This is a genomic window from Bradyrhizobium sp. 35, from assembly GCF_023073215.1.
Lineage (GTDB): Bacteria > Pseudomonadota > Alphaproteobacteria > Rhizobiales > Xanthobacteraceae > Bradyrhizobium > Bradyrhizobium canariense_D.
Genome location: NZ_JADPJC010000017.1, coordinates 196,167 through 222,432, shown reverse-complemented (window position 1 = coordinate 222,432; position 26,266 = coordinate 196,167). Strand labels below are relative to the sequence as shown.

Here is a 26,266-nt window from a genome sequence, read left to right as displayed (position 1 = left end):
CTCACCTCGAATGGCTCCAGTCTCGAAGACCTCTACTCCTCGGCTCGGCAAAGCCCTGAAGCGTACCTTTTTCGCGCGCAGCGTCCACGAGGTCGCGCCCGATCTGATCGGTGCGACCATGCTGGTCAACGGCGTTGGCGGGATCATCGTCGAGGTCGAGGCCTATCATCATACCGAGCCGGCGGCGCACTCCTACAATGGCCCGACGCCGCGGAACCAGGTGATGTTCGGCCCGCCCGGCTTTGCCTATGTCTACCGCTCCTACGGCATCCACTGGTGTGTGAACTTCGTCTGCGAGGAAGAAGGCTCGGCCAGCGCCGTGCTGATCCGCGCGCTGGAGCCGACCCACGGAATCGCCGCGATGCGGCGGCGCCGCCATCTCCAGGATTTGCACACGTTGTGCTCGGGCCCGGGCAAGCTGACCGAAGCGCTCGGCATCACCATCGCGCACAATGCCTTGCCGCTCGACCGTCCGCCGATCGCGCTGCATGCGCGGACGGAGGACTTCGAGGTGGCGGCCGGCATCCGGATCGGCATCACCAAGGCGGTCGAGCTGCCCTGGCGCTATGGTGTCAGGGGCTCGAAATTCCTCAGCAAGCCGTTTCCGAAATAAGCTTACGACGCCTGCTTGAGCCGCTCCAGCGCCTCGAGCAGCTTGGCCTTGCGGGCGAGCGCGGCCTCGCGCTTCTCGCGCTCCTCCTCGACGACCTCCTCGGCCGCGTTGGCCACGAATTTCTCGTTGGCCAGTTTGGACTCGGCACGCTTGATGTCGGCGTCGGCCTTCCCGATCTCCTTGTCCAGACGCGTGCGCTCGGCGACGACGTCAATCACGCCCTTCAGCGGCAGCGCGGCCACCTCGCCGCGCACCAGGAGCTGGACCGCGCCGTCGGGCGCACGGTCGGCGAAGGAGATGTCCGACAGCCGCGCCATGCGCTTGATGACGTCGCTCCAGCGCGGCGCGCGCTCCTTCGTCTCGGCCGAGGCGCCTGCGAGCACCAGCGCCGTGAGGGTCGCCGGCGGGATGTTCATCTCGGCGCGCACCGAACGGATCTGCGTGACAAGGTCAATGACCCAGCCGATCTCGGCCTCGGCCGCGGGATCGGCGAAGTCGGCATGGTCGAAGATCGGCAGCACCCAAACCGGCGAGACGAGCGCGTCGGTCGGCCCCGTCGTCGCCGCGAGCATCGCAAGCTGCTCCGGCGTCGGCCCGGCCGGCTTCAGCGGCCACGGTGCCAGCGCGAGCAGACCGTCGCGCTTGGCCGTCACCTCCCACAGCTCCTCGGTGATGAAGGGCATGAAGGGGTGCAGCAGTTTCAGGATCTCGTCGCGCGCCCATGCCACCATGGCGCGGGTCTCGGCCTTGGCAGGGCTGTCGGGGCCGAGTAGCACGGGTTTTGCGAGCTCGAGATACCAGTCGCAATAGACGTTCCACACGAAGCGGTAGATGCTGCCGGCGGCGTCATTGAAGCGATAGGCCTCGATCGCCTCGGTCACCTCGCGCGTGGTGTGCGCACTCTCATGTGCGATCCAGCGGTTCAGCGTCTCTTTGACCTTCGCCGGCTCGAAGCCTTCGGGCACGGCGCAATGGTTCATCTCCGCAAAGCGCGACGCATTCCAGAGCTTGGTCGCGAAATTGCGATAGCCCTCGACACGGCTGGTGGCGAGCTTGATGTCGCGCCCCTGCGCGGCCATCGCGGCCAGCGTGAAGCGCAGCGCGTCCGCACCATATTGGTCGATCAGGCTGAGCGGATCGATGACGTTGCCCTTCGACTTCGACATCTTGGCGCCCTTCTCGTCGCGGACGAGGGCGTGGATGTAGATCGTCGAGAACGGCACCTCCTTCATGAAGTGCAGCCCCATCATCATCATGCGGGCGACCCAGAAGAAGATGATGTCGAAGCCCGTCACCAGTGCGTTGGTCGGGTAGTAGCGCTGCACTTCCGGCGCGTCTGCGGGCCAGCCGAGGGTCGAGAATGGCCACAGCGCCGAGGAGAACCAGGTGTCGAGCACGTCCTCGTCGCGCGTGATGAAGCCGTCCCGCTTGTTGCGGTCGAGCGCCATCTCGCGGCCCTGCTCGACCGTGATGACTTCCTGCTCGACGTAATAGCCGAGGGCGTGGCTGACGGCCTCCTCCTCGGTCTCGGCGACGAACACCTTGCCATCAGGACCGTACCAGGCCGGGATCTGGTGGCCCCACCAGAGCTGGCGCGAGATGCACCAGGGCTGGATGTTCTCCATCCACTCGAAATAGGTTTTTTCCCAGTTCTTTGGCACGAAGGTGGTTTCGCCCGAACGCACGGCGGCCATCGCGGGCTTCGCCAGCGTCTTGGCGTCGACATACCATTGGTCGGTCAGATAGGGCTCGATCACCGTGCCGGAGCGGTCGCCATGCGGCACCATGTGGGTGTGAGGTTCGATCCGCTCGACGAAACCGAACGATTCCAGTCGCTCGACGATGCGCTTGCGCGCTGCAAAGCGATCGAGCTTGTTGAACTCCTCGGCGAACTGCGAGGCACCTTCCGGCAGGTCGCGCAGATAATCCTCGTTGTCGAGGAGATCGAGGCAACCTTCCTTGTCGATGACGCTGATTCGGGCGAGGCCGTGGCGATTGCCGACCTCGAAATCGTTGAAGTCGTGCGCCGGCGTCACCTTGACCGCGCCCGAGCCCTTCTCCGGATCGGAATAATCGTCGGCGACGATCTGGATCTTGCGGCCGACCAGCGGCAGGATCACGTTCTTGCCGACCAGCTTCTGATAGCGCTCGTCGTCGGGATGCACGGCCACCCCGGTATCGCCGAGCATGGTCTCCGGGCGCGTGGTGGCAACGACGATGAAGCTCGAGGGATCCTCGGGGCTGAAGATCTTGCCCTCGATCGGATAGCGCAGGTACCAGAGGCTACCCTTGACCTCGGTCTGCTGCACTTCGAGATCGGAGATCGCGGTGAGCAGCTTGGTGTCCCAGTTCACCAGCCGCTTGTCCTTGTAGATCAGGCCGTCGCGGTGCAGCTCGACGAACACCTTGACCACGGCCTTGGACAGGCCCTCGTCCATGGTGAAGCGTTCGCGCGACCAGTCGCAGGAGGCGCCGAGCCGCTTGAGTTGGTTGATGATGGTGTCGCCGCTCTCGGCCTTCCACTGCCAGACCCGCTCCAGAAACTTCTCGCGGCCCATCTCGCGACGGCTGGGCTGCTGGCGCTCCATCAGCTGCCGCTCCACCACCATCTGGGTGGCGATGCCGGCATGGTCGGTGCCGGGCTGCCACAGCACGTCGCGACCGCGCATGCGCTCGAACCGGCACAGGATGTCCTGGAGCGTGTTGTTGAGGGCGTGGCCCATGTGCAGCGAGCCCGTCACGTTCGGCGGCGGGATCACGATGGTAAAGGGCACAGCGTCGCGGCGGTCTGGGCGGCCGGCCTTGAAGGCAAGGCTGTCCTCCCACACGACGGACATGCGGGCTTCGATATCGGCGGGCTGGTAATTTTTCTCGATCATGGCGCTGTTAGAAAGCCGCGCACGGGGTCCAAGTCAACGGACAAGTCAACGGAAAGCCAGGCGGCAACAGGGCTTTCCGGTCCGGTCGGGAAACAGAATATTACCCACAAGCAGGGCTTTATGAGGGCTCTGCGGCCCGATCTACCTGCCGCCGCGCGATACCCGCTCGATTTCGGCCTTCACGATGCGTTCGACCAGGCCCGGCAAATTGTCGTCCAGCCAGGATTTCAGCATCGGACGCAGCATCTCCTTGACCAGATCCTCCAGAGTTCGCGCATTGCTGCTGAGCACCGTGTGGGCCAGGGAATTGAAGGCGGATTCGACCGCGGAGACCGTCGATTGCGCCAGCATCGGCTGTTGGGGCGGCAGCGGCGGCGCATCGAAGTCCACGGGCGCATAGGATGCCGGCGTCGGACGCGGCGCCGGCGATTCGGCGAATTCGAGATCGTCGCGCGGCTCGACCTTGCGGAAGCTCGGCGGCGGCGGAGGCGGCGTCGGCTCCATCGCCAGCGCCATATCGTCGGTCAATTCCAGCACGTCGGGCTCAGGTTCGGGCTCCGGCTCGGGAGCACGGATTTCCGGCGCGGGCGTGGCTGCGTCGAGCCCCGCCAGCAGCGCGTCGATATCGTCCTGATTGTTGGATGCATCCACCTCGGGTGCGGCGGCCGGCGGCGCTGCCGGCTTTGCGGCCGGAGCCGGTGCCGGCTTTTCGGCGGCCGGTTTGGGCGGCGCGACCTTGGATGGCGGAATATCGTTGATCACCTGCGGCTTCGGTGACGCGGCGGGGGCGGCAGCTTTCTCGGGCTTAGCGGCATCCGCCGGCGGCGGCTTGGCCTCATCGTCGGCAATGATGCGCCGGATCGAGGCCAGAATCTCCTCCATCGAGGGTTCTGTGACCTTTGCAGGCTGCGTCATCTCCGACTCCACATCATCAACGCCCTCGCATGCGTTGTTTTACACCAAGCACGACAGGATTGGCCGGTTCCGGATGGGTGGCCCGACATTTTCGTCACGGCAGCCCGACTTGTCCCCAGATGACAGCTCAACGTGCAGCGGTGCGCCCCTGCCCTCGGCACTCATGCTTTACGCACACGGCATCGGATGCAGAGCGAATCGACCCGCATCCTTCTTGGCAAGGCTATGTCAGGGATTTTGCTGATTGCAAGCAAAGCACCGGTCGGCTTCGGCTATTTGCGAGGCCGACCGGATGATTACGGGACTCTAGCGTCCGTCTGGCGTGCGTACGCCGGCCCAGCTGTCGCGGACCTGATGGTAGTGCACGCTGGGATCGTAGACAGTGGTGTTGAGGCCGAGGACTTGCGGCGCGAGACGACCGACCGCGTTGAGCACCGAATAGGACGCCACCACGCGGTCATGCTGGGCAGTGACGAGCGCCACGCGCGCGTTGACCAGCGCCTGCTGCGCGTTGAGCACGTCCAGCGTGGTGCGCTGGCCGGCCTTGGCTTCCTCGCGCACACCGTTCAGCGCGATCTCGGAGGCCGTAACCTGCGCCTGCGCAGACTGCACCTGCGCCTTGCCGGCTTCCAACTGGCCCCAGGCCTGCACGACGTTGGCGCGGGTCTGATCGCGTGTGGTTTCAAGATTCAGGCGCTGCTGCGCCAAGTTCTCTTTCGATTGGCGGATCAGCGCATATTCAGCGCCGCCCTGATAGATCGGCACCGAGGCGGTCGCGATGGCGGAAGCGGTCGTCGTTCGGAAGACCGTCAGGGTCTGCTGGTACGACTGGGTGATGCCAGCCTGAACCGTGAGGGTCGGCAGCAGCGCGCCTTCGTTGATCTTGACCTGGAGATAATTGACGTCGATGCCGAACATCGATGCCGTGACGTTGGGGTTCTCCACCAGGCTGAGACCGACGGCGGAGGCGAGCGTCCCGGGCAGGAAACGATCGACCGGCGAGCCCGGCGCAAGGTTCGTCGGCTCGTTGCCGATGATCCGGCGGAAATTGGCACGCGTCGTCGTGAGATTCGATTCGGCCGTCAGGGCCTGGGTCCTGCCTGCCGCGAGCTGCGCTTCGGATTGCGCCACGTCCGTGCGCGTCACCTCGCCGACATTGAACCGATCGCGCGTTTGCTTGAGCGTCTGTTCGAGGACGCGCACATTGCTGCGCTGAACTTCGAGTGTGGCGGAGTCACGAAGATAATCCATGTAGCTGGTCGCAGCCTGCAGCAGGACCGTCTGCTCGAGCACACGCAACGCCTCGCGGGATCCCGAGACCTGGCTTTCCGCCACGCGCGTCCTGTTGGCGGTCTGATTGCCGTTATAGAGCGTCTGGTTGATGGTCAGGCTGGCGCTATTGGGCTGAAGGGGCGGGTCGCTATGGATCGGCACAGCCTTCTGCGTCTGCTGAATATCCTGATATTGATAGCCGGTGCTGAGATTGATCCCGACCTTGGGGCGATAGCCCGACAGCGCTTGCGGCACGTTCTCGTCAGTCGAGCGCACCTGGGCGCGCTGCGCGTTGAGCTGCGGATTGTTCTGATAAGCGCGCACCAGCGCAGCCTCGATCGTATCCGCCAAGGCAGGCGTCGGCGCGGCAAGCGCCAGCAGCAGGACCGAAACCGCTGCTCCGGTGAAGAGCTTCACCCCATGCATCCAAAAATTCCGTTCATTCTAACGCCCGGCTCGTGCCCGCGAGCTGGGTTACCGTCTACGAGTGGAGTCGTTGCCCCGCCGCAACATAGGACGCGGTCAAGCGCGACGGAACTACCTGAGGGGTGTTCTCGGTGGAAACTCTTCACGTGCAGCATCCCGGCCACACTTCTGATTCAGAACGGGATTTTAACGGGCCAAAGCCGTCAGAAGACGAAGGCGGCGGCCCGTTCCAGCCCCGGAAGGACCGGGGCTGCGGCATCGAACAGCGCCCGATGGCCGAATTCGCCGTGGGTATGGGTCACGATCATGGCTCGCGGCGGCCTGGATTCGGCCGAGACCCCCACCAGGCGCCCCCCCTCCTTGAGCTGCCCGAGCAGCCCTGCCGGGGTCACCTCGGTGGCGCCGTTGAGGACGATCACATCATAGGGACCTGCGGCGGCATCACCTTCGGTGCAGGCCGCGGCCTTGCAGGCCACGTTGGCCAACCCGAGGGCGGCGAAGGCGTCGTTGGCCTTTGCCGCCAGGCCCGAATCGCATTCCGTCGCGATGACTTTGCGCGCGAGCTTGGCGGTCAGCGCAGCGAGATAGCCCGTGGCGCAGCCGACGACCAGCACGTCGTCATCCTCGCCGATCTCGGCGGCCTGGAGCAGCTTGCCGGTCAGCTGCGGCTTGATCAGGAACCGCTTGGCGCCTCCCTCGCCGACGTCGAGATCGAGGTCGAGATACGCCAACGCCTGCCGGCTGGCGGGCACGAAAGCCTCGCGCGGAACCGTGAGCATGGCGTCGAGAACACGACGGTCGGTGACGTCACTGGTGCGCACCTGGCCATCGACCATTTTTAGGCGCGCCGTCGAGAAAACGGACATTTGCGGACCCTGCAAGGCGGACGATGCCGCGGACGAAAGTTGGCGGCATCTTTGGAACAGGCCCTGCGAAAACGCAACATGGCTTTGGCCCGCAAACCGGGCCCTTCCGCAACTCGCAACGTCGAGGGTGAGCCGCCTATTCGATCGTGACCGCGAGGCGGCCGATCAATGCGGCGACTTCGTCCAGCCGTGCCGAATCGTGGGTCTCGACCGCCCGCGCCAGACAGGCGAGGCATTCGTCGTCGCTGAGTTCGGGGATGTCCGCCGGCAGAATGGAGGGGGCCAGCGGGAAACGGTCGACCTGGATGTCTCGCATGGGAATCAGCTCCGTAAAGGACCGGCCTCTGGAAGCTCGATTTCAATTGAGTCGTTTTGGCGTCACCAGGGAGGATGCCGGCTCGCGACGGTACACATCTAATTGAGGATCTGCCGCAACGAGATCGCACGCCAGATCAGAGTCTGGGCCCAAGTTGCTGAAAATGAAGCGGAATTTGGCTCCCCGGGCTGGATTCGAACCAGCGACCATCCGATTAACAGTCGGATGCTCTACCGCTGAGCTACCGAGGAAAGGGCGAACCTGTCGTTCGCGCGCGGCTGCGTATAACAAAGCCGCTTGCGCTTGCAAAGGACGAATTCGCTATGTGGCACATTGCGGCGAGGAAGGGCACGCGGCCCCTCCTCCGCCTGGCCTCAGGTCAAGTTACTCGGCGACGAACGAAGTGGTCTTGGTGCCGGAATCGTAGCGCAGCCGGAGTGCCGTGAACTTGCAGAGGTTGACGTTCTTCCAGAGCACGGTCTCGTCATAGTTCTGCCAGTCGACGCGGACGTTCCAGACGCATCCTTCGTCGTCATCGTCGAACTCGACATAGGTGCTCGCCTGGTTCTGCAAAACCTTGTCCAGCTCGTTGTCCCATTCGTCCATGCCATCGTCCGGGGCGTTGAAGCCCAGGAATTTGATGGCATAGCCGGTCTCGTTGACGACAGTGACGTTGCGGGCGTCAGCCGCGTACGAAGGCGCGGCGGCAATCGATAGACCGACCGCGATCAGTGCAGACAGAAAATACTTCATATGAAATTCCCCCGATCGAAACGGGCTTTCGGTGCCTGACGTCGATCGGCGCAGGCGCCGCGGCAACCAATGGCGTTGCCTCGAAGGATTCGTCGGAGGCGCAATCGAAAGGTGCAAGACGCGATCGATCCGCCTCCGGCTCTCTGCACGACGCGAGACGCGCAGCGAGCCAATTCTTATTGATTCGAATTCTCCGCAGCAATGAACCGGCATTCATAGATCGCGGGGTTTGTTGTCTCCGGGGCGGGCGCCCGGCACCGCGCGAATATTCTTGTCGCAGACACAGCTTCGCGCCCTCGCGGCTTGGCTCGCCCGAGCTTTGCTTTGTTTCGTACACCCTCTTCGTCAGAGGGCGCAGGGAAGACCGGGTGCCGGCTGGCACCCACGGTCCACTGTGCGAAGGTTGAACTACAAGATTCTGCACAGCGGCATACAGGTGAAGCCCAACACACGGCCTTCCCTGCGCAGTGGTTTTACGGCTTATGCCGAGTTCTCCTCGGGGAGCGATGCACTATTGCCCCCGTCGCCTTGCGGATGGCTGATGCTGCGCGCCCGGTCGGGCAGCGACATCACCACAAGGCTTGACGCACAGACCCCGGGCGTCAGGACGACACGGTTTTGCCGTACGCTAATAGCACCGGTCGTGTGCGCGACGCCTTCGCTCACGGTTGCCCGCCCTGCAAAGCCCTTCGCGCCGATGTGACTAGCGTCCACCGCAGCTCACCCCGCGTTCGTGACGATCGCGATACGCCCCGCTGACAGGGATGAGGTGGCGACTGAATACGCCAAAGTCGAATTTCGGTAAAGTAGAATATTTTCGCGCGAGCGGATTGACCCGTCGTTTGGGTGTTTTGCCCGTCGGGCAACGCAAGGGCTTGTAGCCCGGATGAAGCGAAGCGTAATCCGGGGCCCTGTATCCGTTAAACGAATCCCGGATTGCGCTTCGCTCCATCCGGGCTACGGATCATCTCCTCACGGCCGGCGGCAGACCAGGTCGATCTCGATCAGCGCGTCGTAGGCAAGCCCGGTGACACCGACGCAGGTGCGGGCCGGCAGGCGGTCGGGCGGAAAGAACGCGCGATAAGTCTCGTTCATCGCGGTGTAGTCTTCCTTGAAACGCGTGAGATAGATGCGTGTCATCACGACGTGCTCGAAACCGAGATCGAGGCCCGCCAACACCACCTTCAAATTCTCCATCACCGCCCTCGTCTGCGCCACGATGCCCTCCGGCAGCACGCCCGGGATTTGCGGCGTGTCCGGCATCTGGCCGGTGACAAAGACAAAACCGTCGGTCTCCACCGCGTGGCTGAAGGGCGCGACCGGCTTGGGTCCGCCGCTGATCATGTGGAATTTCACTGGAGTATCCTTCGGTTTAAGGCGCGTCCAGAAACAGGCGCTTGCTGATGATCGCGTGCACGCCCCAATTGCCGTCGACCACCTGCGTGACGCCGAAGTCGACGGCGGCCGACATCAGCGCGATCGCCTCGTCCTCGCTCAACCCCTTCACGTTCATCAGGAAGCGTCGCATCTTGCGAAACGCATCTTTCATGGCGAGATCGAGCGAGGACTTTGCGTAAACCTCGCTCTGGCCCTGAGCGCCGAACTCGGCGAGGTAGTTGGGATGGCTGAATCCGGTCAGGACCCAATCAGATTCGGTTTCGATCAGGGGATAAGAGAGATCGGCGAAGGGTTGGCCGGAGAGGTCGGCCTTCTTGTGCAGGATCACCTCGAAGGTTCCGGTCATCGAGCATTCAATCGCGGTGCCGCTCAATTCGCCGTCGCCTTGCGTGGCATGGGGATCGCCGACCGATAACAATGCGCCGGGAACGGAGACCGGAAGATAGACGGTCGCCCCCTTCCCCAAGCGCCAATTGTCGAGATTGCCGCCGAAATAGGACGGCGGCACGGAGTCGATGAAATCGACCTCGCGCGGCGCCACCGCGATCACGCCGAAATGCGGGCGCAAGGGAATGCGGATGCCGTCGAGCACGGCGTGGCGGCGCTTCACGGTGCCGGGCAAGACCGGAACGCCGGGATAGTCGTAGGTGGCGTGCACCACGCCAAACAGGTCGGTCTGCGGCTCCCAGCGGTAGGAATACAGCGCGCGGGCATGCGGCGCATCGGTATCGTCCAGGATTTCGTAGATCGTCACGACCTCGCGCGGCTTCGGTCCTGAAAGAAATTCGTCGTAATGATAGCCCCACCAGGCCGCGACCGAGGAGCCGAACACGCGCCCTGAATGTTTCGGATGACGACTTGTGCGCGGTACGATGTCGAGGATCCGGACTTCCAGCACGTCGCCGGGCTGGGCGTCCTTCACCGACACGGGCCCCGTGCAGATGTGCACGCCAAAGCCTTCGCCGGCGCCGCGCCCGAATATGCTGGCATCCATCGGACCCGCGCCGCGGCGATCCACGTTCTTCCTCGCCTTGGTCCAACCGAATACACTTTCGGCGGCGGTATCGCCCGCGATCATCAGCTCAGGATCATCGGAGGCATGCTGCGTTAGCGTTTCGATCGTGATCGTATCACCCGAATTGATCTCGAGCTGCGGCTGTAACGCGCGACTGAAATATCCCCAATGAACACGGTGGGCTTCGATCGGAAGATGATGATGCTTGCGTTCGGCCGTTCTCGGCTCGTCGATGTCGGTTCGGGCGAGATTGCCGCGCGCCTCGGCGCTCGCCGGGTGCACGCGAAGCTGCGCCAGCGCATCCTGCGGCCAGCCGCGCTGACCGGCTATCCCCTGCTGGGTCGTCGCCCGCTCCGCTTCCTGCTGGCGAAACTCGCGCGGCGGCAGCCCGAAGCGATGGCGGAAGGCGCGGCTGAAATGCGCGGAATCGCCAAACCCATAGGCGTAGGCGATCTCCGAGATTGAGCGATGCGCCTCGGACGGATTGGACAGATCGGCCCAGGCGCGCTGCAGCCGCCGCTCGCGAACGTAATGAGTAAAGTTGTCGCCGACCGTCTCGAACAGCTTTTGCAGATAGCGCTCGGAAATCCCTTCGGCCTGCGCGACGCGCGCCGGCACCAGTCCGGGATCGTCGAGGCGGCGTTCGATGGTCTGGCAGATCCGGTGCAGGAGTGCCGACTGCGTCGCGCTCGATCCGGCGTCGGACGTCGAAGCCGCCAATTGATGGGCGAGTGTCAGCAGCAGATCGACGAGCGACTGCGTGACCGCATTCCATTCGGCATCGCTCAGCGTGTCGAGCGTGCGCGCGGTCGCGTCCATCAAGCGCGCGAAGACATCGGCAAAGCCGCTGGGCGGAACGACCCTGGGTTCGCCGAGCCGCGGCCTGCCCGAGAGGCGGCCGTGCAGCGCCTCCGAGGTCACCGACAGCACGACGGCGCGCATGTCGCGCTGGAATACGATGCTCCAGTCCCCGCTCCGCGGCAGCAGCACGAGATGGCCCACCGGAACGATGCGATGGCCGGCGGCGCTCTTGAGCACCATGCCGTCCTCGACCGGCATCAGCGCAATCGGCAGGTCTTCGTTGGCCTGCGGACGCGGACCGATGGTCTGGGCGCCGGCCGCCATGCGCGTCAGCGCAACGCCTGCGGCGTGGCGATGTGACGCCGTTGCGTGCCCATCCAGGAAGCAATGGCCTGCCGCCGGCTGCAGGCCGACCGCGGCGAGCACGTCCCGCCAGGCTTCGGGGCGGTCGTCTTGAGCGTAGGACTCGCTCGTGAAAGGACGGAAGCTCATCGGATCGACCCAGATTGCAGTGGATCGAAGCAACCTCTGTGCCAGACGAACGTGGTCATCCGTCGCAGCGAGGGGCCGCAAATGACGGTCTTTTGTCACGTCCTCATCCTGGAAATGAGCTGTTCTTCAAAGTGTTGGAGCGCGATGTCAACGTCGAGCACGATGTGTAGCCTGGATGGAGCGAAGCGTAATCCGGGGGCCTTTTGAGTCCGGCGTGACAAACCCGGATTGCGTTGCGCTCCATCCGGGCAACGGCCCATCAGTCGCACCGAAAGATGTTTTTGCGGATCGTGCCGTGAACTCCCCAATTGGCATCGACCACCTGGGTGACGCCGAAATCGGCGCCGACCGATAGCAGCGAAATCGCCTCGTCCTCGCTCAAACCGTGCACGGTCATCAGGAACCTCCTGAGCTTGCGGAACGCATCGCGCATCGCACGGTCGAGACTCGAGTGGTTGGCAATCTCGGTCTGTGCGTCGGCGCCGAGCGCGGCGAGGTAGTTCGGATAGGTGAAGCCGTAGAACGACCACGCCTGATCGGTCTCCAGCATCGGATGATCGAGACCTTCGAGGCTGGTGCCGGCGAGATCGGCCTTCTTGTGCAGGACGAACTCGAAATCGCCGGTCAGCGAGGTTTCGATCGCGGTGCCGCCAAGCTCGCTGTCGCCTTGCGCGGCGTGGGGATCGCCGACCGAGAAATAGGCGCCGGGGATCGCGACCGGATAGAACATCCGCGCCCCCTTGCCGATGCGCCAGTCGTCGATGTTGCCGCCGGTATAGCTCGGCGGGATCGAGCTGACGAAATCGGCCTCCGACGGCGCGAGCCCCATGGTGCCAAAATGCAGCCGTGCCGGCACCCTGACGCTTGTGAGGATGTTCTCGCGCTTCTTGATGGTGGCGTGATCGACGCGCACGCCGGGATAATCGATGGTCGGATGCACGATGCCGTCGGGGTCGGTCTGGGGCGTCCAGACGTAGTTGTAGACCGCTTTGGCGCAGGGCTCGCCTGACGTGTCGAGCTCGAAGATGGTGACGACCTCGCGCGGCTTCGGCTCCTCGATCAGATCGTGATAGTGAAAGCCCCAATTGGCGGCGATGTTGGAGCCGAAGCAGCGCCCGGCATGACAGGCGCTGCAGCTCGGCCGCGGCCGGATATCGAGGATGCGCACTTCGAGGATGTCGCCGGGTTCGGCGCCTTCGATCGCGACCGGACCGGTGAGGAGATGCACGCCGATCCCCTCGCCTGCTCCGCGGATGAACGGGCCTTCGGTCGGGCCCGAACCGCGCCGCCCGACGGCCTTGTGCTCGCGCGTCCATTGGAACACGCTCTCGGCGCCGGGATCACCCTGGATCATGCGCTCGTAGTCATCATTGGCGTGATGGGTCAGCGTCTCGATGGTGGCGCGATCCCCCGAGCGCAGGGTCAGGGCCGGCGCGACCTTCTTGGAGAAATAGCCCCAGTGGACGGTCTTCGGCGAAACCGGCAGCGTGACATGCTTCATGAGGTGGCCTCTTCTGGAAACGCGGTCTTGAACGGTGTGGGTGCGGCTCTCATCGCACCACCTCCGGAGTTTTGTCGGCTTCCATCACGCTGAGGAAACGCGCGGTCAGCGGATTGCGGGGGTTGGAGAGCACCTCGTGCGCGGGCCCCTCCTCGATGATCGTGCCGCCGCTCAGGAACGCGACGCGGTCGGCGACCTCGTCGGCGAAGCGGATCTGGTGCGTCGAGATGATCATGGTGAGGCCGTCATCGACGGCGAGCCGCCGGATCACCTCCAGCACCTCGCTGACGAGCTCGGGATCGAGCGCCGAGGTCGGCTCGTCCAGGAGCAGCACGCTGGGGTTCGGGGCGAGCGCTCGGGCGATCGCGACGCGCTGCTGCTGGCCGCCGGAGAGATGCCGCGGCAGCGCGTCGGCGCGGTGCGACAGCCCGACCCGCTCGAGCAGCTCGGCGGCGCGGCGATCGGCATCAATGCGGGTCATGCCGTGCACCCAGCGCAAGGGCCCGGCGATGTTCTCCTTGGCCGAGAGATGGGCAAACAAATTGAATTGCTGGAACACCATGCCGACGCCCACGCTTGCCCGCTCATTGGCGATCGCGCGGGGCGGCAGCAGCTTGCCGTCGTCGCCAAAACCGAGGCGGCGGCCGCCGACACGCACCGTGCCTCCGTCCCAGCTTTCGAGATGATTGATGCAGCGGAGCAGCGTGCTCTTGCCGGAGCCGCTGGGCCCGAGCAGCGCGACGACCTCGCCGACGCGTACGGTGAGATCGAGGCCGGCAAGCACCTTTTGCCCGCCGTAGCTCTTGGTGAGGTCCTTGGTCTCGACCGCGATGTTGTTGCGTGAAATCGTCGCCGCGCGCCGGGTGCGTTCCTCGCGGGTCAAGGCCAGCGGTGGCGTGTCGGTGAGCTCAGCCTGTGCAGGCACTTGGACGTCGACGATCGCTGCGGCAAGTTCGAGCTTGGTGGCGAGGTCGACGCGACGCCAGGGCAGGTAATCGGCGAGCCTGCGCTGGCGGCCCTTGGTACGATCGAGATCGAGCAACCATTCGACGAAAAGCTGGATGATGCTGATGGCAAAGGTCAGCACCAGGTATAGCAGGCCCGAGGCGAAGAAGATCGAGAAGAAGTCGAAGGTCGAGGACGCAAGCTGGGTCGAGCGCAGGGTCAGCTCCTGGACCGCGACCACGGAGGCGAGCGACGAATTCTTCAGCGCACTCACGGCCTCGTTGCCGAAGGCCGGGATCATGGTGCGGATCGCCTGGGGCGCGATCACCCGCCACATCAGGATCCGCGGCGTCATGCCGAGCGCCTGGCCGGCCGTCACCTGCCCGCGGTCGACACCGAGCACGCCGGCGCGCAGCATCTCGGCGATGAACGGCGCCTCGTTGCAGGCCAGCGCAAGGCCGGCGGCCAGCACCGCCGGCAGCTTGATCCCGATATGCGGCAACGCGTCGTAGGCGAACACCATTTGCAGGATCAGCGGCGTGCCGCGGAAGATCACGGTGTAGGCCCTGGCGATCGCCGCCAGCAGCCAGAAGCGGGAGAGCTGCATGCCGGCGAGGATCAATCCAAGGATCAATCCGCCGCCGAGCCCGAGGGCAGTCACCTCGAGGGTGAGCTCGATGCCCTCGAGCAGATACGGCATGCTCAGGTAATGGAGGAATAGCGACATCAGTCGGCCGTCAGAATGTCAGGCTCCTTGAAGTTGTTCACGTCGAGCCCATGCTTCTTCAGAAGCTCCATATGCGTGCCGGCCTTCTGCACCTCGATCAGGGCTGCGAGCACGGCGTCGCGGAATTTAGGCTTGTCCTTCGGGACGGCGATGCCGACCGAATACGGGATCGTCACCGCGGTCGCCTTCTCCAGCTTGTCCGGATAGGCCTTCACCGCGCTGTCGACGGTGTTGACGTCGTTGACATAGGTGTCGGCACGACCGGCGAGGATCGCCTGGATGCAGTTGGCGTTGTTGTCGTAGAGCTGGACGGTCGGCTCGGCCTTGCCGGCCTTCTTGCACTCAGGCATCAGCGTCTGGATCAGCGGCACCTCGACATAGCCGGTGTTTTCAGCGGCAGCGGCGCCGCACATCGACATGTTGATGCCGTTGATGCCCTTCGGATTGCCCTTGGCGACCAGCACGCCGTCGAACACTTTCGAATAGGTGATGAAGTCGGCGGCCTTGGCGCGCTCCTTGGTGGCGTAGATGTCGGAAATCACGATGTCGGCTTGTCCCGCGGCCAGCGTCGTCAGGAGCGCCGCGAACGTCACCGGCTTGTAGGTCAACTTGAAGCCGAGGCATTCGCCGATGGCTTCGCCGAGATCGATGTCGAAGCCGATATACTTGCTCGGATCCTTCGGATCGATGGTCTCATAGCCCGGCGTGTGCGGGTTGATGGCGTTGACGAGGGTCTTGCCCTTCCAGTCCGGATATTTGTCCTGGAGCGCGGCGCAGGCCGCAGGCGCCGCAGCCTGCGCGCTCAGGGGCGCGGCTGCCAGCGCGCCGAAAGTGACCGCGGCGCCGAGCGCGGCCTTGTGCCAAGACAGCGATGCACGTGCGTTCCCCCGCGCCTGGGGCAATACGGGTCTCTCCATCTCCAGCTCCTTCGAATTGTCATGGCAATGGCCATGTTCCAGATCGCGGAAGCGAGCCTAGGAGGAGAGCGGACCGGAAAGCTTGTCCGCGGGCGTACAAAAAATTGGATGGAGGGAGCCCGCCATTTGGGCAGGCAGCTGCTCAAAAACTGTTCGTGAATGCGGGACGCTGTAGCGCGCAATTGCGAATTCGGGGAAACCACATGATCTTGCGTGACGCCGCGATCTGCACGATCAGCGAATCATGCGGTGAGGTCATTTGACAGAGATGTGACAATCAAAGGACGCATCTGCGGCCGACATCCGAAGCACATCTCCCGCCGTCCCCAGCCTGTCCGCAGCATACCCACAGGTGTATCCACAGGACGACTATGCCGGATTCGCCTGCCCGCGCGAGCCACTTGCTGCGCACAAACCCACAGGGCCGGTATGTCAGCCGCCGGCCTGATCGAACACGATGCGGCAAGCCTCACTCAAGCTTGGCCTGTTACGGCGCAGGCAGGCCGTGATGGCGCGGACGTTGGGGATTTCGCCGGCGCAGAGCCGGTAGACGTCGGGGGTACAGGCCCGGCGCTGCTCGGGTGTTCCCTGCTGCGCATGGGCGGCGGAGGCAAACAGCGTCAGGAACAGCCCGACCGTCGAGGCCCGGCGCGCCCGGCTTTTCACGCCCGCAAATCGCAAGAACCGCGCCTTCATGACCAGTCTCCCGTCTGCTTTGCCCGACCGGCCTGTATTGGCCGGTGTGCAAAGGGGTAGGAGAAATAAACAGCGAAAGATGTGACATCCTTCACACTGCGGGCACCCCGGCAGGAACCTAAGTTTCCCAACGCGATTTCATCAATCGCTAACCAATCGGGACCCGATTGGCGGATCGTTAAAATGCGATCGATCGGCTCAACCGGGAAACAAACCGGCTTTGCGATATTGCGCCATCCGCGGTCCGGAGGGTGTGATGAGCGAAGCCGAATTCAACTTGCTGCTGGATGCCGTCCAGGACGCCATGGTCCATGAAGATCTGGCGTTCGTGCCGGGGGAGGATCTCGTGCCGCGCTCGTGGACGTATTACGCGAAGCCCAACGCCTCCGCGAAGCCCAAAGCCGCCAATGACAATGAGGGCGCCTGGCCCTTGGTGCCTTTCCCGGACGGCTGGTACGCGGCCTGCTGAAGCCAATTTCACCGTGAGCCGACGCGCCCGCGCTCCGCGGGCGTTTTGCTATGGCAGCTACGCGGTGAAAATCCCGCGTGATCGCGATCAGGTCTTGACCCGCTCTCCGCCGTCCTGCGGCGCCTGGTCGGGTGCGGCCGGCGGAAAGATGCTGTCATAGATCGCACGGGCCTCGCGGATGAGGCGGGCCCGCTCCAGCTCGGATTTCGGGACAAATCGGACGGTTTCGCTCACGTGCTCTCCAGCGCTCGATCGTTGGGATGCATCACTTCGCAGATGCGAAGACTATGCCAGCGGGCTGAATGGCGGGTTTCCGCCGGGCCCCGGGCAAACCCGGTGTGCGCGGCCAGCACGCATCGCCCGCGCGGGCCGATGGCAGCCGCGATACGATCGAATATTGCTGAAATATCAGGAGGTTGAGATGGAGGCCACGTCGGGACTCGAACCCGAGTAAACGGTTTTGCAGACCGGCGCGTAACCACTCCGCCACGTGGCCCCAACGAGGGCGGAGCAATATAGGGGATCACAGGTTTAGGCAACCCCGACCGGACCAGCTACGCCTTCGCGCCGCCGAGATATTGGCCGAGAATTTCATCGGTCGCGCCGGCGGCCACAATCCACCCCTCCTCCAGCAGGATCGCGCGGTTGCAGGTGCTCTTGATCAACTCGATGTCGTGCGAGGCGAGCACCAGAATGCCGGCGCGTACAACGATCTCGTCGAGCCGCTGCCGCGCCTTCTTGCGGAACTGCTGGTCGCCGACGCCGATCCATTCGTCGAGCAGCACGATCTCGCCCTCGACGGCGGTTGCGACTGCAAAGATCAGGCGCAGCATCATGCCGCTGGAATAGGTGCGCAGCGGCAGGTCGAGCCAGTCGCCCAGTTCGGTGAATGCGGCGATCTCCCCCCGCTTGGCGTCGATCTCGGAGCGCCGTGCGCCGATCACGAGGCCACGCCGCATGATGTTCTCGTAGCCGGTCGCTTCCTCGTCGAATCCGGCCGAGAGATCGAACAGCGGCAGACAGCGGCCCAGCACGTCCACGCTGCCCGACGTCGGATGGTAGATGCCGGCGAGCACCCGCAGCAGCGTGGTCTTGCCGGCGCCATTGGCGCCGATGATGGCGACGCGATCGCCGGCACGGATGTCGAGGTTGACGTCATTCAACGCGGAGACGATGTGCGGGGTCGCCGTGGTCCGCCGCAGTGTCATCGCGTTGACGAACCGGCTGCGCAGCGAGCGGTCGCGGAACGACAGCACCGGAAACCTTACCGAGACGTTGCGAAGCGCGATATGAGCTGCGGGGGTCATATCTCGTGCCTCACAGCCAATACGCCACACGATGGCGGTATTTCGCGTAGCAGCCGAGGCCGATGACGGCCACGACGGTCGCATAGATGACCCCGAGGAGCCATTGCTCCGCATCGGTCGACTGCGACAGTAGCGGCCTGCGCACCAGATCGAGCAGCGTCGCGAACGGATTGGCGCGGATCAGCCAATAAAACGCGGTGCCGCGCGCGCTGTCTTCGGTCCAGATGATCGGCGTCAGGAAGAAGACGAATTGCAGGCCGCTGACGATCGCCGAGCCGATGTCACGAAACCGCGCGCAGAGCATACCGAGCGCGACCGAGCCACCCAGCAGCACAGTGAGCAGGATCGCGAAGCCCGGTACCGCGAGCAGCATGCTCCCATGCAGCGGCCACGGCATCAGGAGATAGAGCAGGACGACGATCACCAGATGATGCGCGAAGATGAGGACGTTGCGCGCCATCATCTGGAGCACGTGCACGATCAGCGGCGCCGGCACCGCCTTGATCAAATGGCCTGATGCCACGAAGATGTGGGAACCTTCCTGGAGCGTCGTCGCGATCAGCGTCCAGACGATCAGGCCGACGGCAAAGTGCGGCAGAAAGCTCGTGATGTCCTGTCTGAACAGTGCCGCATAGACCGTGCCGACGCTGGCAATGGTCGCCGCGAGCGTCAGTGTGATCCAGAGCGGGCCGATCACGGTACGCCGATAGCGCAGCGAAACGTCCATCAGGGCAAGCGTGCCCCAACGATCGAACCGCGCCGCCTGGGCAAGGATCTCCTTGGCTGCAAGCTGAATGCGACGGCCCCTTCGTTTCCGGCGTTCCGATCGTGCGAGAGCATAGCAGATAGCGGCCTATTGGCCGACGGTCTCTATCCGCCCGCCTCTCGCGGGACAATCGGCCGTACGGATGATCCGGACCGGAGTCAGGCTCGCTTGACCCGCCGGACACCGCGCCGGCGGTCCTTCACCGGCGGCTTTGGCGCCAATTCGGGCATCTCGGTCTGGACCTCGCGGTAGCGGGTTAACATCCGTTCAAAGCTGGCATTCAGCGTCTCGGCGATGTCCGGGCGCTTCTCCAGAGCGGAGAGGATCGTCGCCGCAGCCTCGATGGTCGACAGTCCGTCCTTCCGAGGCTCCTTGCGCAGGCGCCCGTACCGCGATGGGGTGGTCGGGTTCAGGATGACGCGCTGGCATTTCAGCATCCACGGGTTGCGCCACCACAGGGCCTTGGCTTGGCTCCAGGTGCCGTCGAGCAGCACCACACCTTCGAGCTTGCCGAGGCGCGCGCGCTGGTTGTCCGCGACCTCGCTCTTGCGGTTGAGAGCCAGGATTTCGCCCTCGGCCTCGAGATCGGTGGCGTGCGCCGAGCCGAGATAGAGCACCGCCCAGTGCGAGGCGTTCTCGATGGGTTGCCCCAGCGCTTTCGACAGGCTCGGCCAGGACAGGCCGACCCGCAGCGTGGCACCGGCGAAATGCTTCGCAAGCAGCCGCGCAGTGCCGAGCGCCCTGTCCTGCTCCTGCGGATGCTGAAGGATCAGGAGCGAGAGCCGGTTCTTGATGGGCGTGACGCTGTCGCAGATGCACAACGGCATCGGCTTCTGGCAGTGCGGGCATTCGGGGATCGGATCGGCCGGCGCGGCGGCGGTGGGGTTCGACATAGTCGCCGCTATACGCTCTGCACGGCGGTTCAACAACCCGCCTATTCCGCCGGCGCGGCCAGCGGGCGCGGTTCGGAGCGGCGGCGCAGGCGGTCGACCAGCAGGTAGATCACGGGCGTGGTGTAGAGCGTCAGGATCTGCGAGACGAACAGCCCGCCGATGATGGTGATGCCGAGCGGACGGCGGAGTTCCGTGCCGGGCCCGGTCGCGACCACCAGCGGAATGCCGGCGAACAGCGCCGCCATCGTCGTCATCAGGATCGGCCGGAAGCGCGCCTGGCAGGCCTCGAAGATCGCCTCCGCCGACGACAGGCCGCGCTGGCGCTCGGCATCGAGCGCGAAATCCACCATCATGATGCCATTCTTCTTGACGATGCCGATCAACAGGATGATGCCAACGAAGGCGATCACGGTCAGTGGCGTGTTGGTGAGCTGCAAGGCCAGCAGCGCGCCAAGTCCCGCCGAGGGTAGCGTCGAGATGATCGTGAGCGGATGGGCGAGGCTCTCGTAGAGCACGCCGAGCACGATATACATCGCCACCAGCGCGCCGAGGATCAGGAGCGGCTGGCGGCCGCTGGTCTTGGCGAAATCGCCAGCATTGCCATCAAAACTGCCGCGAATGCCTTCCGGCATGTGCAGCTCCTCGACCGCGCGCTGGATGTTCTGCGTTGCGGCCTGGATCTGCACATCCGGCAACAGGTTGAACGACACCGTGGTCGATGGGAACGACTGCGAATGATAGACCGCGAGCGCGGCGAGCCCGCGCGTCGCATGCACCACGGCCGACAGCGGCACCTGCGCGTCGCCCGCGCCGGCGACATAGATGCGATCGAGGTTGGAGGGGTCGACCTGGAATTTCGGGTCGATCTCCAGCACGGTCATGTACTGGTTGCGCTGGGTGTAGATGATCCCGATCTGCCGCTGCGAGAACGCGTTGTTGAGCGCGTTGTCGATATCCTGGACGCGGACGCCGAGTGCGGAGGCCTTCTGGCGGTCGATCGACAAGGTCAATTGAAGCCCGCCGGGATCGCGGTCGCTGGAGATGTCGGTGATGCCTTCGACGCTCTCCATGCGCTTGGCCACGATCGGCGCCCACTTTTGCAACAGGCCGAGGTCGGTGCTGGTCAGCGTGTATTGGTAGTCGGAATCGCTCTGCCGTCCGCCGGCGCGCACGTCCTGGGCGGCGAACATGAACAGGCGGATGCCGGGCACCGGGTATAACGCCCGCCTGAGACGGTCGATCACCACCTGGGTCGAGACGTGGTCGCGCTCCTCCGGCGGCTTCAGGCTGATGAACATGGTGCCGCGATTGGAGGTCGCGCCGCCCGGTCCGCCGCCGCTGCCGACGGTGGAGCCGATGCCGGCCACTGCCGGATCCTGCATCACGATGTCGGCGAGCCGCTGCTGCAGGCTCAGCATCGACTGGAACGAGATGTCGGCCGAGGCGCGCGTCGCCCCGATGACGAAGCCGGAATCGTCGGTCGGGAAATAGCCCTTAGGGATCTTGATGTAGAGCGTAATTGTTAGGCCGATGGTGGCGAAGAACACCAGCAGCGTCAGCAGCGGATATTCCAGCACGGTGCGCAAGGTGCGGGTGTAGAACGCGACGATGCGCGACAGCGAGCCCTCGATGATCCGGTCGAACAGGGTCGCCGTGCCAGACGTGGTCTGGCGGATGTAATGGGCGCAGATCATCGGCGTCACCGTCAGCGACACCAGGGTCGAGACCAGGATGGCGAAGGTCAATGTCAGGGAGAACTCGCGCAGCAGCCGGCCGACGACGCCATCCATGAAGATCAGCGGCGTGAAGGCCGCGATCAGCGACAGGCTGATCGACACGACGGTGAAGCCGATCTGCCGGGCGCCGTCCAATGCCGCCTGGAGCGGGCGCATGCCGTGCTCGAGATTGCGGTACATGTTCTCGATCATGACGATGGCGTCGTCGACCACGAAGCCAACGGAGATCGCCAGCGCCATGAGCGAAAGATTGTCGATCGAGAAGCCCGCGACCCACATGCCGGCGCAGGTTCCGGCCAGCGCCAGCGGCACCGAGATTCCGGCTGCGATCGTCGGCGTGAGCCGTCGCAGGAATACGAACACGACGACCATCACGAGAATGGCAGTCGCGAGCAAGGTCCACTGCATGTCGAGCACGCTGGCGCGGATCGTACTGGTGCGGTCGACCAAGGTGGAGATATCGACCCCGGCCGGGATCCACTGCTTCAGCGCGGGGATCAGCGCCTTCACCCGGTCGACGGTATCGATGACGTTGGCATCGCCCTGCTTGGTGATCTGGATCAGCACAGCCGGCTGCTTGTTGAACCAGGCGATGGAACGGGCGTTACGGACGGAGTCCTCGATGTCGGCAACATCGGAGAGCCGGACGAAATTGCCCTTCGCGCTCTTGATGACGATGTCGCGGAACTCTTTCGCCGTCCGCATCTGCTTGTTGAGCGACAGCGTCTCGCTCTGGCGCTCGCCGTTGAAGATGCCGACCGGACCGAGCGGGTTGGCGTTGATAATCGCAGTTCGCACGTCGTCGGTGGCGATGCCGGCATTGGACAACGCGACAGGATTGAGCTGAATCCTGACCGCCGGCTGGTCGGCACCCGAGATCGTCACATTGCCCACCCCCGGCACCTGCGAGATGCGCTGCGCCAGCACGGTGTCGGCGACGTCGTAGACCGCGCTGGCGGACAGCGTCTTCGAGGTCAGCGCCAGCACGAAGACCGGCGCGCCTGCGGTGTTCGCCTTGCGGAAGCGCGGCAGCGTCGGCAAATCGCTCGGCAGGTCGACCAGCGACGCATTGATTGCCGCCTGCACGTCGCGGGCGGCTTTGTCGACGTTGCGGCCGATGTCGAACTGGAGCTGGATGCTGGTCGTGCCGAGTGACGAAGTCGAGGTGATCTGGCTGATGCCCGCGATCTCGCCGAGCCGCCGCTCCAGCGGCGAGGCAACCGTCGCCGCCATGACGGACGGGTCGGCGCCAGGACGGCTGGCCGAGACGAAGATGGCGGGAAAATCGATGTTCGGAACCGAGGCAACGGGGAGGAACTCGTAAGCCACGATACCCAGCAGGAACAACCCGATCGACAGCAGCGTGGTCGCGACCGGGCGGCGGATGAAGGGCTCCGAGATCGATGCCATCACTGCATCCCCTCGGTCGCGCCCGCGACGGGCGGACCGCCGGATTCGGCCGGCGGCAGCGCCTGCTCGAGGCGGCGGTTGATGCGGTCGAGGGCGAGATAGATCACCGGCGTGGTGTAGAGCGTGAGCAATTGGCTGAGCAGCAGGCCGCCGATAATGGAGATGCCGAGTGGGAAGCGCAGCTCGGCGCCGGTGCCGCTCTCGATCGCCAGCGGCAGCGCACCGAACAGGGCGGCCAGCGTCGTCATCATGATCGGACGGAAGCGCAGCAGACAAGCCTGTACGATCGCCTCGTTCGGCGACATCCCCTGCCCGCGCTCGGCCTCGAGCGCGAAGTCGATCATCATGATCGCGTTCTTCTTGACGATGCCCATCAACAGGATGATGCCGATCAGCCCGATCACCGAGAGATCCTGCCCGCACAGCATCAGCGCCAGGATCGCGCCGACGCCGGCGGACGGCAGCGTCGAGAGGATCGTGATCGGATGGATGTAGCTCTCGTAGAGCACGCCGAGCACGATATAGATCGTGATCACCGCGGCCAGCAGCAGCCAGGGCTGGCCGGCGAGTGCCTTGGCGAATTCGGCGGCGTCGCCGGCATAGACGCCGACGATGCTGTTGGGCATCTCGATCCGGGTCTCGATGGTCTTCACGGCCTCGACGGCATCGCCAAGCGCCGCGCCCGGCGCGAGGTTGAAGCTGAGCGAGATCGACGGGAATTGCGCCTGGTGCGAAATCGCGAGCGGCGCGGTGGTGCGCGTCAGCGTCGCCACGGCGGAGAGCGGCACCTGCGCGTTGGGCGCACCGGCGGTCGCGCTCGCCGCGCCCGGCAGATAAAGCTTCGACAGGATCGAGGGATCGCGCTGGTACATCGGCAGCGCTTCCAGCACCACGCGGTACTGGTTGGCCTGGCCGTAGATGGTCGAGATCTGGCGCTGCGCGAAGGCGTCGTTGAGCGTGTCGGTGATGCCCTGAAGGCTGACGCCGAGCTGGCCGGCGCGGGTGCGGTCGACCGTGAGCTGCGCCCGCAGACCGCCTTCCTGCGCTTCCGAGGAGACGTCGCGGAACAGCGGATCGCGCCGCATTTCGGCAACCAGCTTGCGCGCCCATTCCGACACCAAAGCGGCGTCGGTGCCGGTCAGCGTGTACTGGTATTGCGAACGGCTCGACTGGGTCGAGATCTGCACGTCCTGCACCGGCTGGAAATAGACGGTCATGCCGGGGATGGCGGCCACCCGCCCCTTCAGGCGGGTGATGACGACGCTGACATCGTCGCGCCGCTCGCCGCGAGGTTTCAGCGTCATGACAAGACGGCCGACATTGGTGGTCGGATTGACCGAGCCTGCACCGATCACCGAGACCACGCCGGTCACATCGGGATCGGCCTTGATGGCGTCGGCCGCCTCGGCCTGCCGCTTCTGCATCTCCGCAAACGAGACGTCGGGACCGGCTTCGGTCACCGCCGTGATCGAGGCGGTGTCCTGCAGCGGCAGGAAGCCCTTTGGCGCGACGACATAGAGCGCCAGGGTCGCGATCAGCGTGGCGAAAGTCACGACCAGTGTCGCGCGCTGGCGCTCCAGCACCCAGAGCAGCGTGCGGTGATAGAACCCGACGGTGCGGTCGATGAAGCGGCTGACCGCGGCAAGACCCGGCACTGCCAGCTCTTCATGGGCATGCTTCAGCAGGCGCGAGCACATCATCGGCGTCAGCGTCAGCGACACCACGGCGGAGGTCACGACCGCGATCGTCAGGGTCAGCGCGAATTCGCGGAACATGCGGCCCACAAGGCCCGACATGAACAACAGCGGGATGAACACCGCAATCAGCGATACCGTCAGCGAAATCACGGTGAAGCCGATCTCGCTGGCGCCCTTCAGCGAGGCCTCCATCGCGCTGTCGCCGTTTTCCATGTGGCGGACGATGTTCTCGATCATCACGATGGCGTCGTCCACGACGAAGCCGGTGCCGATGGTGAGCGCCATCAGCGACAGATTGTCGAGGCTGAAGCCGGCAAAATACATGATGCCGAAGCTCGTGATCAGCGACAGCGGCAGCGCCACGCCGGCGATCAGCGTGGCGCGTAGCGAACGCAGGAACAGCAGCACCACCAGCGTCACCAGCACGACGCTGAGGATCAGCGTGAACTGCACGTCGCGCACCGAGGCACGGATGGTGACGGTGCGGTCGGAGACGATGGTGAGGTTCACGCCGGCCGGAATAGCGCGCTGGACCTTTGGGATTTCCGCCCGGATCTGGCTGACGACGTCGATCACATTGGCGCCGGGCTGACGCTGGATGTCGATGATGACGGCGGGCGAGCCCTGGTACCAGCCGCCGGTGCGGTCGTTCTCGAGCCCATCGACGATCTGGGCGACGTCGGCGATCGTGACCGGCGAGCCGTTGCGGTAGGCGATGATGACAGGCTTGTAGGCGTCGGCGGCGGCGATCTGGTCGTTGGCGGCGATGATGTAGGATTGCTGCGCGCCGTCGAGCGAGCCTTTCGGCCCGGAGACGTTGGCACTGGCGATCGCGGTGCGCAGGTCTTCCATGGCTATGCCATAGGCGGCGAGCCGCGCGAGATCCGCCTGGATGCGGACGGCTGGCTTCAGTCCGCCGAGCACAGAGACGCGCCCGACGCCGGAAATCTGGCTCAGCCGCTGCGCCAGAAGCGTATCGGCGATGTCGCTCATCGCCCGCAACGAGATTGTGTCGGAGCGCAGCGCCAACGTCATCACCGGCGCATCGGCCGGGTTCACCTTGGCGTAGGTCGGCGGATAAGGCAGCGTCTTGGGCAGCACGCCGGCCGCCGCGTTGATCGCAGCCTGGACGTCCTGGGTGGCACCGTCGATGTCGCGGTTGAGATCGAACTGCAGCGAGATCTGGCTGACGCCGAACGAGCTCGTCGAGTTCATCGCCGACAGCGACGGGATCTGGCCGAGCTGCCGCTCCAAGGGCGCGGTGATCAGCGAGGCGATCACGTCGGGGCTCGCGCCGGGCAATTGCGTCGTCACCTGCACGGTCGGGAAATCGACCTGCGGCAGCGCGGACACCGGCAGCGCGAAATAGCCGAGCAGCCCGCCAATCAGAAGCGCGATGCCGAGCAATGAGGTCGCGATCGGACGGCGGATGAAGGGTTCGGAGACGCCCATGGGA

At 64.7% G+C, this 26,266-nt stretch carries 20 protein-coding genes and 2 tRNA genes; 2 read left to right on the top strand and 20 right to left on the bottom strand.

What is annotated here, in order from left to right:
- Positions 1-10: 10 nt before the first annotated feature.
- Positions 11-613 carry a DNA-3-methyladenine glycosylase gene (locus tag IVB36_RS03410; protein ID WP_204511178.1) on the top strand — a complete coding sequence of 201 codons (603 nt, stop codon included), beginning with the start codon at positions 11-13 and terminating at the stop codon, positions 611-613.
- 2 nt (positions 614-615) lie between these two features.
- Here the strand turns inward: IVB36_RS03410 and IVB36_RS03405 are convergent, their stop codons facing one another.
- The 13 genes from IVB36_RS03405 to IVB36_RS03345 all read right to left on the bottom strand — a co-directional run bounded on the left by IVB36_RS03405 (position 616) and on the right by IVB36_RS03345 (position 16,532).
- Positions 616-3,492, bottom strand: coding sequence for a valine--tRNA ligase (locus IVB36_RS03405; protein WP_247390620.1), 2,877 nt, complete (start codon positions 3,490-3,492; stop codon positions 616-618).
- 141 nt (positions 3,493-3,633) lie between these two features.
- Positions 3,634-4,407 (bottom strand): DUF2497 domain-containing protein, encoded by a 774-nt coding sequence (locus IVB36_RS03400; RefSeq protein ID WP_026233447.1) that lies wholly within the window; start codon positions 4,405-4,407, stop codon positions 3,634-3,636.
- A gap of 306 nt (positions 4,408-4,713) precedes the next feature.
- Positions 4,714-6,105: a TolC family outer membrane protein gene (locus tag IVB36_RS03395; protein ID WP_018457815.1), complete on the bottom strand. Its 1,392-nt coding sequence runs from the start codon at positions 6,103-6,105 to the stop codon at positions 4,714-4,716.
- 203 nt (positions 6,106-6,308) lie between these two features.
- Entirely contained in the window at positions 6,309-6,971 is a 663-nt protein-coding gene (locus IVB36_RS03390; RefSeq protein WP_247390607.1) for a protein-L-isoaspartate O-methyltransferase, read from the bottom strand.
- A 136-nt stretch (positions 6,972-7,107) separates the two neighbouring features.
- Positions 7,108-7,287: a hypothetical protein gene (locus IVB36_RS03385; RefSeq protein ID WP_026233446.1), complete on the bottom strand. Its 180-nt coding sequence runs from the start codon at positions 7,285-7,287 to the stop codon at positions 7,108-7,110.
- A 176-nt stretch (positions 7,288-7,463) separates the two neighbouring features.
- A tRNA-Asn gene (locus IVB36_RS03380) sits at positions 7,464-7,538 on the bottom strand.
- A gap of 133 nt (positions 7,539-7,671) precedes the next feature.
- Complete coding sequence (locus tag IVB36_RS03375) at positions 7,672-8,040, bottom strand: hypothetical protein (RefSeq protein ID WP_085349822.1); 369 nt, start codon at positions 8,038-8,040, stop codon at positions 7,672-7,674.
- Positions 8,041-9,012: 972 nt separating this feature from the next.
- Positions 9,013-9,396: a RidA family protein gene (locus IVB36_RS03370; RefSeq protein WP_026233445.1), complete on the bottom strand. Its 384-nt coding sequence runs from the start codon at positions 9,394-9,396 to the stop codon at positions 9,013-9,015.
- 16 nt (positions 9,397-9,412) lie between these two features.
- Positions 9,413-11,746, bottom strand: coding sequence for an acetamidase/formamidase family protein (locus tag IVB36_RS03365; protein ID WP_247390604.1), 2,334 nt, complete (start codon positions 11,744-11,746; stop codon positions 9,413-9,415).
- Between the two features lie 259 nt (positions 11,747-12,005).
- The gene (locus tag IVB36_RS03360; RefSeq protein WP_018457809.1) at positions 12,006-13,247 is read right to left on the bottom strand and encodes an acetamidase/formamidase family protein; all 1,242 of its coding nucleotides are present in this window, start codon (positions 13,245-13,247) and stop codon (positions 12,006-12,008) included.
- Between the two features lie 49 nt (positions 13,248-13,296).
- Complete coding sequence (locus tag IVB36_RS03355; RefSeq protein ID WP_018457808.1) at positions 13,297-14,919, bottom strand: amino acid ABC transporter permease/ATP-binding protein; 1,623 nt, start codon at positions 14,917-14,919, stop codon at positions 13,297-13,299.
- Positions 14,919-15,836, bottom strand: coding sequence for an ABC transporter substrate-binding protein (locus IVB36_RS03350; protein ID WP_026233444.1), 918 nt, complete (start codon positions 15,834-15,836; stop codon positions 14,919-14,921). The genes IVB36_RS03355 and IVB36_RS03350 overlap by 1 nt, the downstream gene beginning before the upstream one ends.
- A gap of 432 nt (positions 15,837-16,268) precedes the next feature.
- The gene (locus IVB36_RS03345; RefSeq protein WP_018457806.1) at positions 16,269-16,532 is read right to left on the bottom strand and encodes a hypothetical protein; all 264 of its coding nucleotides are present in this window, start codon (positions 16,530-16,532) and stop codon (positions 16,269-16,271) included.
- A gap of 256 nt (positions 16,533-16,788) precedes the next feature.
- On the opposite strand from IVB36_RS03345, the gene IVB36_RS03340 reads away from it, so the two are divergent.
- Positions 16,789-17,001, top strand: a complete 213-nt coding sequence (locus tag IVB36_RS03340; RefSeq protein ID WP_018457805.1) for a hypothetical protein — start codon at positions 16,789-16,791, stop codon at positions 16,999-17,001.
- Between the two features lie 87 nt (positions 17,002-17,088).
- Here the strand turns inward: IVB36_RS03340 and IVB36_RS03335 are convergent, their stop codons facing one another.
- The 7 genes from IVB36_RS03335 to IVB36_RS03305 form a co-directional block, all read right to left on the bottom strand.
- Positions 17,089-17,235, bottom strand: a complete 147-nt coding sequence (locus tag IVB36_RS03335) for a hypothetical protein (protein ID WP_018457804.1) — start codon at positions 17,233-17,235, stop codon at positions 17,089-17,091.
- Positions 17,236-17,423: 188 nt separating this feature from the next.
- Positions 17,424-17,497, bottom strand: a tRNA-Cys gene (locus IVB36_RS03330).
- Positions 17,498-17,555: 58 nt separating this feature from the next.
- Positions 17,556-18,308: an ABC transporter ATP-binding protein gene (locus tag IVB36_RS03325; RefSeq protein WP_247390600.1), complete on the bottom strand. Its 753-nt coding sequence runs from the start codon at positions 18,306-18,308 to the stop codon at positions 17,556-17,558.
- Positions 18,309-18,318: 10 nt separating this feature from the next.
- Complete coding sequence (locus tag IVB36_RS03320; RefSeq protein WP_085385242.1) at positions 18,319-19,035, bottom strand: ABC transporter permease; 717 nt, start codon at positions 19,033-19,035, stop codon at positions 18,319-18,321.
- Between the two features lie 197 nt (positions 19,036-19,232).
- Positions 19,233-19,967, bottom strand: a complete 735-nt coding sequence (locus IVB36_RS03315) for a tRNA-uridine aminocarboxypropyltransferase (protein ID WP_018457801.1) — start codon at positions 19,965-19,967, stop codon at positions 19,233-19,235.
- Positions 19,968-20,008: 41 nt separating this feature from the next.
- Positions 20,009-23,113: an efflux RND transporter permease subunit gene (locus tag IVB36_RS03310; protein WP_018457800.1), complete on the bottom strand. Its 3,105-nt coding sequence runs from the start codon at positions 23,111-23,113 to the stop codon at positions 20,009-20,011.
- On the bottom strand, positions 23,113-26,262 hold the full coding sequence (locus IVB36_RS03305) for an efflux RND transporter permease subunit (RefSeq protein WP_018457799.1): 3,150 nt from the start codon (positions 26,260-26,262) through the stop codon (positions 23,113-23,115). Before IVB36_RS03305 ends, IVB36_RS03310 begins: the two co-directional genes overlap by 1 nt.
- Positions 26,263-26,266: the final 4 nt, after the last annotated feature.

Excerpts from the sequence above, each read along its gene's own strand:
- IVB36_RS03315 (WP_018457801.1), bottom strand. The coding sequence starts at position 19,967 with ATGTCGAACCCCACCGCCGCCGCGCCGGCCGATCCGATCCCCGAATGC.
- IVB36_RS03400 (WP_026233447.1), bottom strand. The coding sequence starts at position 4,407 with ATGACGCAGCCTGCAAAGGTCACAGAACCCTCGATGGAGGAGATTCTG.
- IVB36_RS03340 (WP_018457805.1), top strand. The coding sequence starts at position 16,789 with ATGAGCGAAGCCGAATTCAACTTGCTGCTGGATGCCGTCCAGGACGCC.
- IVB36_RS03390 (WP_247390607.1), bottom strand. The coding sequence starts at position 6,971 with ATGTCCGTTTTCTCGACGGCGCGCCTAAAAATGGTCGATGGCCAGGTG.
- IVB36_RS03395 (WP_018457815.1), bottom strand. The coding sequence starts at position 6,105 with ATGCATGGGGTGAAGCTCTTCACCGGAGCAGCGGTTTCGGTCCTGCTG.
- IVB36_RS03310 (WP_018457800.1), bottom strand. The coding sequence starts at position 23,113 with ATGGCATCGATCTCGGAGCCCTTCATCCGCCGCCCGGTCGCGACCACG.
- IVB36_RS03355 (WP_018457808.1), bottom strand. The coding sequence starts at position 14,919 with ATGTCGCTATTCCTCCATTACCTGAGCATGCCGTATCTGCTCGAGGGC.
- IVB36_RS03410 (WP_204511178.1), top strand. The coding sequence starts at position 11 with ATGGCTCCAGTCTCGAAGACCTCTACTCCTCGGCTCGGCAAAGCCCTG.
- IVB36_RS03320 (WP_085385242.1), bottom strand. The coding sequence starts at position 19,035 with ATGGACGTTTCGCTGCGCTATCGGCGTACCGTGATCGGCCCGCTCTGG.
- IVB36_RS03405 (WP_247390620.1), bottom strand. The coding sequence starts at position 3,492 with ATGATCGAGAAAAATTACCAGCCCGCCGATATCGAAGCCCGCATGTCC.
- IVB36_RS03385 (WP_026233446.1), bottom strand. The coding sequence starts at position 7,287 with ATGCGAGACATCCAGGTCGACCGTTTCCCGCTGGCCCCCTCCATTCTG.
- IVB36_RS03375 (WP_085349822.1), bottom strand. The coding sequence starts at position 8,040 with ATGAAGTATTTTCTGTCTGCACTGATCGCGGTCGGTCTATCGATTGCC.
- IVB36_RS03325 (WP_247390600.1), bottom strand. The coding sequence starts at position 18,308 with ATGACCCCCGCAGCTCATATCGCGCTTCGCAACGTCTCGGTAAGGTTT.
- IVB36_RS03345 (WP_018457806.1), bottom strand. The coding sequence starts at position 16,532 with ATGAAGGCGCGGTTCTTGCGATTTGCGGGCGTGAAAAGCCGGGCGCGC.
- IVB36_RS03365 (WP_247390604.1), bottom strand. The coding sequence starts at position 11,746 with ATGAGCTTCCGTCCTTTCACGAGCGAGTCCTACGCTCAAGACGACCGC.
- IVB36_RS03350 (WP_026233444.1), bottom strand. The coding sequence starts at position 15,836 with ATGGAGAGACCCGTATTGCCCCAGGCGCGGGGGAACGCACGTGCATCG.
- IVB36_RS03360 (WP_018457809.1), bottom strand. The coding sequence starts at position 13,247 with ATGAAGCATGTCACGCTGCCGGTTTCGCCGAAGACCGTCCACTGGGGC.
- IVB36_RS03305 (WP_018457799.1), bottom strand. The coding sequence starts at position 26,262 with ATGGGCGTCTCCGAACCCTTCATCCGCCGTCCGATCGCGACCTCATTG.